We start from the raw sequence: 13,676 nt of genomic DNA on the forward strand, positions 1-13,676 counted from the left end.
TGATATTAAAATTAAAAAAAACTGTCTCAAAAGAAACAGTTTTCATTGTTTTATTTCGGAGCTAATGTTATTTCAAATATTACACCACAGCAAGTTCTTTTTTAGAAGGAAGATTCATTAAAACGATAGCGAAGAGAATTAATACAATTCCAATCCATTGTATCAAAACCACTTTTTCTCCCAACATTACGAAAGCCATCGTCACGGAAACGGGCAGTTCTAATGATGAAACAATGCTTCCCAAACCCAATCCCGCATTGGGAAAACCTATATTAAATAAGATCGGCGGAATAATTGTTCCGAACAAAGCCAACACAAAACCGTACTTCCATAGAATTGAATATCTGAAAGCATGAATATGGGTTGTATTATCTGTAAAATGCAGATAAAAACTTCTTAAACTATCACTTTGAAGCGGTCCTATCTGCGCAAAAAACAGGAATAAAAATACCACAACCGAACCGCCGGTAAGCATAATAATACTTTTTCTGAACACCGGAAGGTGTGTAGCGAGTTTATTTGATGAGAACATTGTCAGCGTATATGAAGCGGCCGCCATCAGTCCCCAAAAAATTCCCTTTATATCAAGTTTAATTTCTGCATTGATCAGATTTGTCGCCAAGACTGTTCCCAATAAAACTATCATAACTGAGATAATTTTTCTTGCATTTGGTAACTTTTTAGTAACAAAACTTTCTACAACTACACTGAACCAAACGGATTGCATCAGCAAAACAATAGCAATAGACACATTAATATACTGAACTGCAATATAATAAAACAAACTTGTACAGCCTAAAGATGTTCCTGCCAAAAGCAGATTTCTTATTTCTCCCTGACTTGGTGACGGCAGTGTTTTTTTTGAAGTAATGGTCTGGAGAAAATTCAATAGTAAAAGCCCGACCAATCCTAATACAAACTGAGAGGTAGTAACTTCTGAAGTGGTGTAACCGTCCTCATAAGCTAGTTTTACAAAGGTTGCCAGCATTCCGTATATACTTGCACCGACCCCTACAAACAGTACTCCTTTTAGTACATTTTTCTTCTGCATGATTCATTTTTTTTAAAAGCCTGCAAAGTTACGGTTATTAAATTAAATATCTTATATGATGATTATAGGTAAAAATATTCGGCGCGAGCAAAGCTCGCGCCGAATCTAAATCTAATTGAATATTTTAAGTATTATTTTTTAACTATCAATTTTGATGACGCATCAATACCGATACCTTTTACTTTTACTACATAAGTACCATTAATCAATCTGTCAGTAGAAATTGATTTCTTAGCATCCGGAGAAATTTTGTCCTCAGATGATACTAATTTACCGGACATATCATAAATTTCAACACTTACCTTCCCTAAAGTTTTGTTTGGGAAATTGATAAAGAATTCATTTTTAGCAGGATTTGGATAAATAGAAATTGTATTTTTTACGGCCTGTACTTCATCAGTAGCCAATACACAATCTGCAGGTACTGTAAAATCTGCTATCTGATCATTAATATCATCTAAAAATCCTGCTGATGCATTAACCCCCAAACCTCTTTTTGCAAAAGTTCTCCATATCATACAACGATCTGATCCCTGTGTAGTCGCTTGATCAGCAGCCAAAATAGCATCTCTGCCATCAATAAAAGTAGGATAACAAGTCTGAAGTTTCAAAGCATCTGTTACCAGCTGTAATACTCTTGTACTACCATTGGTTGTGTTCGCTGTTACATCTGAAGAATAACCATACTTTGCTACGTATTGCCAATGAAGATCCCACAGCATTGTTGCCCATACAAAACCAATAGAATGCACGTCCGGAACTATTGCACTTCCGTTATTGTATTCCATACCATTTGTATCATCGTATGTGAAATCATTAATTGTAAAATTGGGTGAATATTTAGCAGGTCTTATTCCTGTCCCTGATATTGTTTGTCCGGTAGGATATGTTCCTATTCCTCTTGGCACAGATGCATTATCTCCAGCTTTATTGGTAAGCATTAAAGCAAAAAAGTCTGACCATCCTTCACCCATCTGTTCATTATCATCATTTGAGTTGAGACAACCTGAACCACTACCCGTTAATCTATTTGAAATACCGTGTCCGTATTCATGAGTTACAATACCGTTATCAAAACTTCCGTCATATTTTGTATCTGCCCTCAGATCTACATTTACTACTGTATTGGCAGCAAGCTTGGTTTTCATATACTCTCCTTCAGCATTAGTAATAAGTACGGAAGGGATCGTAATAGTTGAGTTTGTTCCTCCCATATTAATTAAGGTAGAGCCATTCGCTGTATTATTATAAATAATCACGCCAATTGCGCCGGCATTTTGTGCATTTTTTACTTTAACGGCAAAGGTACATGTTGACGGACCTCCTCTTTCCACTAAACCAATCTTTCCACTCATCTCTCCCGCAGGTAATGCAGTACAAGCATTAATAACACTTGCCAATTTAATGTTTCCGCTTACTCCTACATCATTTAGTGTAGGACCAAACTCTGCGGCTCCGGCATTTACTATTCTTCCCACTGCATCCGATGGTGCATTATAGAATACTTTACGGTTTGATCCCAACCACAGATACATCTGCATGATTGGATTGTAGCTGTCGGGATAAGGTGCAAAATTAGCATTATTGAAGCCTCCTCCATCTTGTGATTGAGCAAATACTTCATCATCATCCAAACCTCCATTTCCGAAATTATTGTTTTGAAAGTTTTTTGCAGATTCGGTAAATCCTAATTTATAAAAGATATCATGAACCATGTTACTTACATAAAAAAGGTTTGTGGTCGCAGCTGACAGATTTGTATAAGTCAACGCTGCCGGATTATACGGAAAATCAAAATTTCTTGTACTCCCTCCATTTGGTGAAGCTCCAAAAGTATTTTCATTATCATCTTTATCATCATAAGCATAAACATTATTGCCTCTGGTGATTGTATAATGAGTGGATCCGTTTGAATGCCATCCTTCAGGTGACGAAGCCAAAATCCAAGGATTGCTTACTATAGATCTTGATCCGAATGTAGGAGCTTCGATAGGGAGTGGAAAAACATTGTAGGTGGCATTATCCGGAGACAGCATTACCAAATTATTTTGGCTCGTTTGAAGAGAATTATTTTCAGGCAATGAAACCATATGGCTTTCATCATGAGAATAAGAATCATCTGCAAAATTACATGATACATTAATATTAAATTTATTCAGAATACTGCCTGTATTCGCATCAATCAGATAACTCCAATGATTATTTGTTTTAGGCTCATGTAATAAGTATTCATAGGCTAGTTTTAAACTTCCGGCCTTATCATTAGTATATACAAGACGCTGTTTTGCAGCCGTCATTTTATTAGCTCCTTTTTCAAAAAAAGCCATAATAGGTAAATCTGAAATTTCAGGTTTACCAAGGTCTTCAGCAATTTTATGTAATGCTGCGTCTTTAGTAATGCCTGCAGCTTTAGGTTCTGAGCTTTTATAATCTTTAATGAAATTATCTTTATAATAAACAATTTTATTGTCTTTAATTAAGACTGTTCCAACAGAATTATAAACAGGAAGACCATTATAAGTTTGCTGAAACTTGACAATATTTCCATTCATCGACTTTGAAGTGTCGACATTATCAATGACAAAGCTGTTAAGATCAGACTTTTTATAGTCACGTAGTTTATTTTGAGAAATATAATCTTTTATTAATCTTTCATTGTCTTGTGCGAATAACACGGAAGGAAAGATTGTAGAGACTACAAATAAAAGGGGTAAAGCTACTTTTTTCATATTTACAAATAAAGCCGCTAATCTACAAATAATTACTATTAAAACAATGATATATTTGAAATTATTTAATCCTATCGATATACAAAACTTCTCTTATTTTAAAATTCAGAATTAACAAATAAATAAAACTTAAAAATCCGAGTTATAATTTAATCGGTTGTAAATTAATACAAAATCCTCTTACATAAACTGCCCCAAAAAGTTAAAACTTTCCGGGGCAGTGTAATGAAAGACTGTTAATTAATTATTTCTTAATAATCTTTTCAGTCATTATTTTATTATTATCAGAAATTATCTTTATTAAATACACCCCTTGTTTTTGAGAGCTTATATCAATATTTAATTCTTTCGAATTTCTGAATACTTTATTATAAACCACATTTCCAGTCAGATCAACAATCTGCATTGAACCGTTTTCAGGCTCTTTATTCAGAATAACCTTAAAAATACCATTTGTAGGATTTGGAGTAATCTGAAATTGTTGAGCAGATTCAGCGACAATATTTTTCTTAAAGTGGTTCGGGTCTGCATTTCTGTCAACCTTATATTCTTTTTTCTCCTGTGGTGCTTTTTGAGGAGCAGACTTATTACAGCTTATAAAATCGATATCATAACTAAAGAACGGATAGTTGTTCCAACTGGATGTATGGTAAATCGTTCCTCCGACTTCATAGGTCAACATAAGAAGAAACTTAAACTGTCCGACCATAGCACTTCCCGGAACGCTGCTGAAATCAGCAGGAACCATCCATTGCCAGAATTCCGTAGGTGATGTGTAGGTTGGATTATATGAGACTGGATATTGATCTCCCGTCGTAAGGCTTACTATAGACAGATCCAAGCTTACAAAATTCGCTCCCGGAGGTAAGTTATAGCTTCCGAAGACAGATTGCACCGAATTCAGGCCACCACAATTATTAGGCTCGTAAAACATTTCCAGAGATCCGCCTCCTGAATTATCACAAACATTTTGAGTAATTTCAAGAATTTCATTGGCATCTAATATGAAATCTGATTTTCCGAAATAAAGCCTTGGCAAAATACCAAAATCAATATCATCCGTATTGCTTTCTACAGGTCCGGTATAAGAGCCTCCTGCACTCGCAATAGAAGCTCCTGCTTGCGTAGAATAGCTATCCGGACTCATATGCACAACCGCAAATCTTGCTTTTCTTTCTTTTTTAAAGATCGATACATTTTTAAATGCTCCGGGATCTGCCAAAGTAGAATTGTAATAATTTACCAAATAAGACCCGCTTACCAGATCTCCTGCTGATCGTTGTGCATCTGTAAAAAGAATAATTACTAAATTAGAATCAGGATTTTTGTTCAATGTGGTCTGCGGGCTTACAATATCCGGGCTGAAGTTATTATCCAAAGCCATTCCGATAAGTCCTAAAGCTTCATGAAAATGGTCACCCACATCTAATCTTCTGATGAAGCTCTGTGCCGTCACAATATTATTGGTAAAATCAGATTCTATATAAATTCTTGGATTGTAACTTGAATTGGACTGACCATACAGCCCAGTACCATAATGGGTGACAGCGACTCTATTTTTAGGGTGACATGCAAGAATATTCTCTATTAGTTTCTTAGCACTTACGCTTATTTCGTTATACCGTTGGCTGCTTATAGAGCCACTATTATCGATACAAATAATAAAGTCAGTACTGGTTTGAGCATTAAGAAAATTCATGGATGTTAAAAATGCCATGAGCATGAGTAGAAAAAGTTTTTTCATAGTTAAAAAGTTTTGTTATTTGGTTAAGCTAAAGATAATAAATTTTCTTACATCGGTGACATATTTAAATTAAAAAATAAAAAAGCCACTCAATTGAGTGGCTCATATTTTAAAATGGGTTTAAAGATTATTTACCTTCTTCCATTTTTCTTTTTAATTCTGCTAATGCATCGATATCACCTAAAGTTGATCTTTCTTCGTTGTTTGAAGAAGACGATGTATTATTAGATCTGTTGTTAGAGTTATCTCTTACATTTTTCTTCTCTTCATCTCTGAAGATTCCTGTGTGAGAAACTACTACTCTCTTGAATTCCTTGTTGAATTCAATCACTTTGAAATCAGCTTCTTCACCTTTTTTGATTTTAGATCCGTCTTCCTTCTCTAATAATCTTGATGGGCAGAAAGCTTCAACCTCAGCATCTTCAAACTGTACAGAAGCACCTTTATCGTGTACTTCTACCGCTTTACCAGCGTGGATCGTTCCTTCAGCATATTTAGTTTCGAATGCATCCCAAGGGTTTTCAGTCAATTGCTTGTGACCTAGAGATAATCTTCTAGCCTGGATGTCAAGTTCAAGAACTACAACATCTAGCTTATCACCAACTGCACAGAATTCAGATGGGTGCTTGATTTTCTTAGTCCAAGAAAGATCAGAGATGTAGATTAAACCGTCGATACCTTCTTCTAATTCTACGAATACTCCGAAGTTAGTGAAGTTTCTTACAGTTCCTACATGCTTAGATCCTACAGGATATTTAGCTTCGATATTTTCCCATGGATCTTTGCTTAATTGCTTGATACCCAAAGAAATTTTTCTGTCTTCTCTGTCTAAAGTTAATACTTCAGCTTCTACTTCATCACCTACTTTCACGAAGTCACCGGCAGATCTCAAGTGAGTAGACCAAGACATTTCAGAAACGTGGATTAATCCTTCAACACCAGGAGCGATTTCTACAAATGCACCATAGTCAGCAAGAACAACTACTTTTCCTTTTACTTTATCTCCAACTTTTAAGTCAGCAGAAAGAGCATCCCAAGGGTGAGCTTCTAATTGCTTCATACCCAATTGGATTCTTGTTTTCTCATCATCAAAGTCAAGGATAACCACTTTTACAGTCTGTCCGTCCTCAAGAATTTCAGATGGATGGTTCACTCTAGACCAAGAAAGATCTGTGATGTGGATCAATCCATCAACACCTCCAAGGTCGATGAATACACCGTAAGAAGTAATATTCTTAACAGTACCTTCAAGAACTTGTCCTTTTTCAAGCTGAGCGATGATTTCTTTTTTCTGACCTTCGATATCTGCTTCGATCAATGCTTTGTGAGATACAACTACGTTTTTGAACTCAGGGTTGATTTTCACAACTTTGAACTCCATAGTTTTACCTACGAACTGATCGTAATCTTTGATTGGCTTAACGTCGATCTGAGAACCAGGTAAGAATGCTTCGATTCCGTGTACGTCAACGATCATACCTCCTTTAGTTCTAGACTTAACAAAACCGTTTACGATTTCACCTGTTTCGTGAAGTTCGTTTACTTTATCCCAAGCTTTAAGCGTTCTTGCTTTTCTGTGAGATAACTGTAACTGACCAGTTTTGTCTTCTCTTCTGTCAACCATTACTTCTACCTCGTCACCTACTTTAAGGCCTTGGTTGTAACGGAATTCGTTAAGAGAAATAACACCTTCAGATTTGAAGTTGATGTCTACGATAGCTTCCTTGTCAGTTAATCTTACAACTTTCCCAACTAAAACGTCGTTATCGCTTAGGTTGTTAAGAGATCCGTTGTAGATTTCCTCAAGATCGCTTTTCTCTTTTCTAGCATCAGCATCAAGACCAGATTCGAAAGAATCCCAGTCAAATTGTTCAGGTGCTACGTTTTGATTTAATAATAATTCTGCTGAATTTGTCTCTTTTGACATAATTCTAATAAAATTTGTATTCCTTCTCTTTCAACGGTTTGAATAAATGTGAATTGAAAAATACGGAAGTAATTAATTTTTAGTTATTTACTTTTCAAACCTTTTCGCCACAAAAGTGGGTGCAAAGATAGTAATTTTATTTAAGATAAACAACAATTCAGAATTTTGATTTTTAACCTGTAATTAATTGATTTTCAGATTTAATTAAATAGTATTTTGCAGTTTTGACTTATACAATTCAAGAATTTCATGCTACCTTTCAATGGATGAGTTGATGACTCAATAGCTAATTATTAAAATATCAAAATGAGACAATATTTTTTTTTATCTTTAACCTTAAATTTTTGAATGATGAAAAAGCTCGCTTCTTTACTGCTAATTCTGATTATCCGTTTATTGTATGCACAAAATGATACCGAAGCGGCCAAAGCACTTCTGATGCGAATAGCCCCGGCATATAAAGATAAAATAATATTCAAAAAAGAAATGGGTCCCGGAAAGGATTTCTACCAGCTTGAGTACAAAAAAGACCACCTTATCATCACAGCGAATTCCGCAAATTCTATGGCGGTAGGATTAAATTTTTTCCTTATAACTTATTGCAAAACCTCTGTTTCATGGTATGCCGATAACCGGATAGAAGTTCCCGCAGAATTTCCTAAACTCTCAGGAACTGTAAAAAACGAATCTCGCGTTAATAACCGTTTTTTTCTGAATTACTGCACATTCGGCTACACAATGCCCTGGTGGAAATGGAAAGACTGGGAACGCTTCATCGACTGGATGGCAATGAATGGCGTTAATCTCCCTCTTGCCATAACCGGACAGGAAAAAATATGGCTGAATGTATGGAAGAAATTCGGATTTTCAGAAGAGGGAATCAGAAGTTATTTCACCGGTCCAGCTTATCTCCCATGGCACAGAATGGCCAATATTGATCACTGGGAAGGGCCGCTGCCCATGTCATGGATTGACGGACAGGCCGAACTGCAACAAAAGATTTTGAAAAGAGAGCGTGAACTGAACATGAAACCGGTCTTGCCGGCCTTTGCAGGACACGTACCAAAGATTCTCAAAGATAAATTTCCGAATGCAAAGATTACTTCGCTGGGAGAATGGGGAGATTTTGACCGGAAATATGAAAGCTATTTTCTCGATTCCTTTGACCCTCTTTTTGAAAAAATTCAGGAAGAATTTCTTAAAGAGCAGACTAAATTATTCGGAACAGATCACATCTACGGAACAGATCCTTTCAATGAAGTCACGCCGCCAAGCTGGGAACCACAAGATCTTGCCAATGTATCACAACACATTTATACATCAATGGCTAAAGTAGATGAAAAAGCACAATGGCTACAAATGGGATGGATATTTTATTTTCAAAAAGATAAATGGACCACCGAAAGGATAAAGGCTTTCCTACAGGCAGTTCCACAAGACAAAATGATTCTTTTGGATTATTATTGCGATCACACTGAAATATGGAAAACTACCGATTCCTTTTTTGGTCAGCCTTATATCTGGTGCTATCTCGGAAACTTTGGAGGAAATACCTCTATTAAAGGAAACCTGGCTGAAATTGATAAAAGAATTGAAAATACATATCAAAACGGGGGTAAAAACCTCTGGGGACTAGGAGCCACGCTGGAAGGCTTTGGAAACAATCCGATGATGTATGAATTTGTTTTAAATAAGGCCTGGACGCATTCAAAATCAAAAGAAGAATTTATATTAAATTATGCTCATTCCAGATCAGGAAGCACAGATTCTCAAACATCCGAAGCCTGGAAAATTTTATCAGAAAAAATCTATACCGAATCCGCAGATTTGGGAAATGCAGATCTTACCAATTCCAAACCGGTTTTTGAAAAATCAGGCAGCTGGACGACCAATTTCACCATCAATTACAGCAACAAAGATCTGCTGCAAGCCTGGAAACTTCTGATTGATAGTAAATCAGATACCGATAATTATAAGGACGATCTTGTAGTCGTGGGAAAACAAGTCATAGGAAATTATTTTCCGGTGCTGAGAGATTCATTTACCCTAGCCTATCGTAAAAAAGACATTCCAGCGATGAAAGAATCAGGAAAAAAAATGCTGGATCTTATTAGTGATATAGATCTGTTATTATCTGCCAACAAGAATTTTCTGGTTGGAAAATGGATTAATGATGCTAAGGCAATGACAGATATTCCCGGTGAAAAGGCTTATTATGAAAAGGATGCGAGAAAAATCATTACCGTTTGGGGAGAAAAAGGGAAAGGATTGAATGACTACGGCAACCGTTCTATTTCCGGACTCATGAAAGATTATTATGGTGAAAGATGGCGGATCTTTATTAATGCTTCAATCAAAAGTGCTGAACGAAACATTCCGGTCGATGAAAAAGAAATCCTGAAAAAAGTAGATGATTTCTCCTGGGAGTGGAGCGAAAAACAAAATGCTTATCCGGACCAGCCTCATGGTGACGCAAAAAAGATCAGCAAATTATTATATCAGAAATATGCACTTTTAATATTAAATACCAAATAGATGGAAAAAAGTAAACGTTCTCTTTCGCTTGACGTTTTCCGTGGAATGACCGTATGTTTTATGATTATCGTCAATACATCAGGAAACTGGGCAACCACTTACGTACCTCTATTACACGCCAACTGGAACGGATTTACACCCACCGATCTCGTTTTCCCGTCATTCCTTTTTGCTGTCGGAAACTCAATGAGTTTTGTCATGGATAAATGGAAAACCATGTCTCAGCGTGAAGTCCTGTACAAAATTTTTAAAAGAACTTTCATCATTTTTCTTCTGGGATTTCTGATGTATTGGTTCCCTTTCTATAAATTGGATCCGGATTTCAACAAACTGCCCTTTCCATTTTCAGAAACAAGAATTTTTGGGGTTTTGCAGCGTATTGCTATTTGCTATGGACTTGCTTCGCTCTTATTATATTATTTTAAACCAAAGATTTCGCTATACATTAGCGCAGTAATTTTAATGGTTTACTGGATTATTTTTATTTTATATGGCCCATATGATATTCATAAAAACCCGGTTCTCGATTTAGATTTAAGTCTTTTTGGAGAAAATCACCTGTACAAAGGTGAAGGATTTGCGTTTGATCCGGAAGGTTTACTAAGTACTTTTCCAGCTTTGGTCAATGTATTTGCAGGATACTTTGCCGGAAAATACATCCGGGAAAAAGGCATAAATTATGAAATGCTTTCGAAGCTATTCCTTACCGGGTTTGTTCTTTTAGCTGCAGGATTTATGTGGAATTATGAATTTCCGATCAATAAAAAGCTCTGGACAAGCTCGTATGTGTTTCTTACCATTGGATTGGACCTTATGATTCTGGGAATAATTATCTATTATTCAGATTTTCTAAAAAAATCCAATGGCATTTACTTTTTTCAGGTTTTCGGAAAAAATACACTGGCTATTTATCTGTTCTCAGAGATTTTACCTATTGTTCTTTATTATATTCCGGTCGGAAAAATCAGCAGTTATTCATGGATTTATAAAAATATTTTCGCAAAATTCGGAGATTACAACGGAGCATTTTTATTTGCTTTTTCTATAATGATGATTTGCTGGGGTGTAGGATACTGGCTCGATAAAAAAAGAATATATATCAAAATTTAAATAACTCTCTCTGTGAATCAACGTTGACTATATTAATGTTTAATTTCAAAATAAACCATCCCACGGCAACCAACACCAAATTCATTACCTTTGCACCATGGAATTAGAATCGATCTACAAAAAACTGCAGATTCAGGAGATGAATCAGATGCAGAAATCTGCATATAAAGCTACGGAAAATAATCAAGATGTTGTTTTGCTCTCTCCTACCGGTTCAGGGAAAACACTTGCTTTTCTGTTTCCTGTTCTCAGAAATCTTAAGAAGAATACGCCCGGAATTCAGACTTTGATCTTAATTCCTTCAAGAGAATTGGGATTACAGATCGAGCAGGTTTTCAAATCGATGGGAACCGATTTTAAAGTTTCGGTCTGCTACGGCGGTCACGACAAAAAGATTGAAGTTAATAATTTAATTCAGGCTCCGGCGGTTTTGATAGGAACACCGGGAAGGATTGTTTATCATTTAAGAAACAATAATTTCGATCCGAAAACAATTCAGACGTTGGTTTTGGATGAATTCGACAAAGCGCTCGAACTGGGTTTCCATAAAGATATGGAATTCATTTCCAATTCTTTAAAAAATGTTTCACAAAGGATTCTGACTTCCGCAACAGCAATGGATGAAATTCCTGAGTTTACAGGATTGAAAAATGAAAAAGTGGTTGATTTTTTAAAATTAGCCGAAGCAAAGCCGGATATTCAGTTAAAAAAAGTAATGACCATTTCCGAAGAAAAATTAGATACTCTGTTTAATCTGATCTGCAAGATCGGCAATAAAAGAACATTGATTTTTTGTAACCACAGAGAAGCGGTGGACCGTATTTCTGAACTTTTGCGTGAAAAAGGTATCGACCGGGAAACTTTCCACGGCGGAATGGAACAGGACGAAAGAGAACGTGCTTTGCTGAAATTCAAAAACGATTCGGCGAGGATTTTAATCACTACCGATCTGGCCTCAAGAGGATTGGATGTACCTGAGGTTGAATCGATTGTACATTACCAGTTACCGTATCAGGAAGATGCTTTCATTCACAGGAACGGCCGTACCGCAAGGATGAATACAAAAGGCTTCGTCTATCTGATCATGACTGCGGAGGAAAATTTCCCTTTCATTAAAAATGATACTCCGGAGGAAAGTGTTGCAGGATTTACTAAAGTTCCGGAAAAGCCGCATTTCCAGACCATTTATATCAGCGCCGGAAAAAAAGATAAAGTCAACAAAGTGGACATTGTAGGCTACCTGCTTAAGAAAGGCGAACTCCAGAAAGAAGATGTAGGACTGATCGAAGTGAAAGATTCGACTTCTTATGTTGCGGTTTCAAGAAACAAAATAAATATCCTTCTGAAAAAACTCGCCAATGAAAAACTCAAAGGCAAAAAAGTGAAAATGGAAGTGGCTTATTGAGATTGAGTTTAAGGTTGAGGTTGAGGCTAGGGTAAAGTATTAGAAAATTATTGAATTTTAATCTTAACCTTAGCCTCAACCTTTAATTATTTTACTCCCTTCACTTTTGTTGGTAAGGTATAAACAGATTTACTAGCAGTGATAAACAATACATTATGGTCTTTTCCACCGAATGTAACATTTGCCGTCCAATCCTCATCGATAGGGATGTGGTAGATTTTTTTACCTTCATTATTAAAAACGTGCACGCCTTTTCCGGTAAGGTAAAGATTTCCGTGTTTATCTATTGTCATTCCGTCTGAGCCCATTTCGCAAAACAGTTTCTTTTCAGAAAGCTTTCCTTCTCCCAAAATGTCATAAACGTAGGTTTTTCCGGCATCGATATCAGAAACATAAAGCTTCTTAAATTTTTCACTTCCTACAATGCCGTTAGGTTGTGCAAATGTTTCAATTTTTGAAACATTTCCGTCTTTGCTCCTGTAATAAAGGCTTTTATGTGGAAGCTCCTGTTTAAAATCGATCCAGTAATCCCTTTCATACAAAGGATCTGTAAAATACATTCCGCCGAATTTATCATTCCAAATATCATTCGGACCGTTCAATCTTTTGCCTTCAAATCCTTTCAGTAAAACCTGAATTTTTTTGTCTTTTGAAATTTTCCAGATTTCGCCGTTATCATCAGAGCAGGTGATCAGATTATCATCTTTGTCGAAATGTGTACCGTTGGCTCTGCCTGTTTTGTCTAAAAATTCAACCACTTTATTGGTTTTCCAGTCCCAGTAATAAATTTTGTCATTGGGCTGATCGGTAAAATAAACGTTTCCTTCTTTATCCGAAGAAGGGCCTTCTGTAAAAGTAAACTGATCCGAAATTCTTTCCGGCTTTACATCTTCATAAAACATATTATTAGTATTTACTGATTTGCAGTTAAGTAATACTAAAACCAAACCAACCGGAGCGAGCCGCAGGATATTTTTCATACAACATTAAATTTTTAAGGGTACAATTTACGATTTGTTGAAAGAGATTCAAAGATTATTTTCTCATTTATGAACATTAGAAATAATTTTTAAGATGTCCTAATTATCCTATTTAAAGCGAAGATCATATTAGTATTGAAAGGCATTATTCATGAGCTTTGCAAAGACCGGGGACAACAATGCTCTTTTCGGCCT

At 36.0% G+C, this 13,676-nt stretch carries 8 protein-coding genes; 3 read left to right on the plus strand and 5 right to left on the minus strand.

All coding sequences use genetic code 11. The features are described from left to right. Window positions 1-79: 79 nt before the first annotated feature. The 4 genes from ACWNCI_RS08060 to rpsA form a co-directional block, all read right to left on the minus strand. Window positions 80-1,051 carry an EamA family transporter gene (locus ACWNCI_RS08060; RefSeq protein ID WP_449387912.1) on the minus strand — a complete coding sequence of 324 codons (972 nt, stop codon included), beginning with the start codon at window positions 1,049-1,051 and terminating at the stop codon, window positions 80-82. 131 nt (window positions 1,052-1,182) lie between these two features. After that, on the minus strand, window positions 1,183-3,780 hold the full coding sequence (locus ACWNCI_RS08065) for a T9SS-dependent M36 family metallopeptidase (protein ID WP_449387913.1): 2,598 nt from the start codon (window positions 3,778-3,780) through the stop codon (window positions 1,183-1,185). Between the two features lie 244 nt (window positions 3,781-4,024). Then, the gene (locus ACWNCI_RS08070) at window positions 4,025-5,524 is read right to left on the minus strand and encodes a T9SS type A sorting domain-containing protein (RefSeq protein WP_449387914.1); all 1,500 of its coding nucleotides are present in this window, start codon (window positions 5,522-5,524) and stop codon (window positions 4,025-4,027) included. A 127-nt stretch (window positions 5,525-5,651) separates the two neighbouring features. Next, window positions 5,652-7,451 carry a 30S ribosomal protein S1 gene (rpsA, locus tag ACWNCI_RS08075; RefSeq protein WP_346984719.1) on the minus strand — a complete coding sequence of 600 codons (1,800 nt, stop codon included), beginning with the start codon at window positions 7,449-7,451 and terminating at the stop codon, window positions 5,652-5,654. Between the two features lie 348 nt (window positions 7,452-7,799). Here rpsA and ACWNCI_RS08080 point away from each other — a divergent pair, with 348 nt between their 5' ends. From ACWNCI_RS08080 to ACWNCI_RS08090, 3 genes are all read left to right on the plus strand, one after another. After that, entirely contained in the window at window positions 7,800-9,986 is a 2,187-nt protein-coding gene (locus ACWNCI_RS08080) for an alpha-N-acetylglucosaminidase (RefSeq protein WP_449387915.1), read from the plus strand. Further along, entirely contained in the window at window positions 9,987-11,096 is a 1,110-nt protein-coding gene (locus ACWNCI_RS08085) for an acyltransferase family protein (RefSeq protein WP_449387916.1), read from the plus strand. A 97-nt stretch (window positions 11,097-11,193) separates the two neighbouring features. Beyond that, entirely contained in the window at window positions 11,194-12,501 is a 1,308-nt protein-coding gene (locus ACWNCI_RS08090) for a DEAD/DEAH box helicase (protein WP_449387917.1), read from the plus strand. A gap of 86 nt (window positions 12,502-12,587) precedes the next feature. On the opposite strand, the gene ACWNCI_RS08095 is transcribed toward ACWNCI_RS08090, so the two are convergent. After that, window positions 12,588-13,481: an SMP-30/gluconolactonase/LRE family protein gene (locus ACWNCI_RS08095; RefSeq protein ID WP_449387918.1), complete on the minus strand. Its 894-nt coding sequence runs from the start codon at window positions 13,479-13,481 to the stop codon at window positions 12,588-12,590. Window positions 13,482-13,676: the final 195 nt, after the last annotated feature.

Source organism: Chryseobacterium lineare, from assembly GCF_977014045.1.

Coding starts and splice junctions, on each gene's coding strand:
- ACWNCI_RS08070 (WP_449387914.1), bottom strand. CDS start 5,524: ATGAAAAAACTTTTTCTACTCATGCTCATGGCATTTTTAACATCCATG.
- ACWNCI_RS08085 (WP_449387916.1), top strand. CDS start 9,987: ATGGAAAAAAGTAAACGTTCTCTTTCGCTTGACGTTTTCCGTGGAATG.
- ACWNCI_RS08080 (WP_449387915.1), top strand. CDS start 7,800: ATGATGAAAAAGCTCGCTTCTTTACTGCTAATTCTGATTATCCGTTTA.
- ACWNCI_RS08065 (WP_449387913.1), bottom strand. CDS start 3,780: ATGAAAAAAGTAGCTTTACCCCTTTTATTTGTAGTCTCTACAATCTTT.
- ACWNCI_RS08090 (WP_449387917.1), top strand. CDS start 11,194: ATGGAATTAGAATCGATCTACAAAAAACTGCAGATTCAGGAGATGAAT.
- rpsA (WP_346984719.1), bottom strand. CDS start 7,451: ATGTCAAAAGAGACAAATTCAGCAGAATTATTATTAAATCAAAACGTA.
- ACWNCI_RS08060 (WP_449387912.1), bottom strand. CDS start 1,051: ATGCAGAAGAAAAATGTACTAAAAGGAGTACTGTTTGTAGGGGTCGGT.
- ACWNCI_RS08095 (WP_449387918.1), bottom strand. CDS start 13,481: ATGAAAAATATCCTGCGGCTCGCTCCGGTTGGTTTGGTTTTAGTATTA.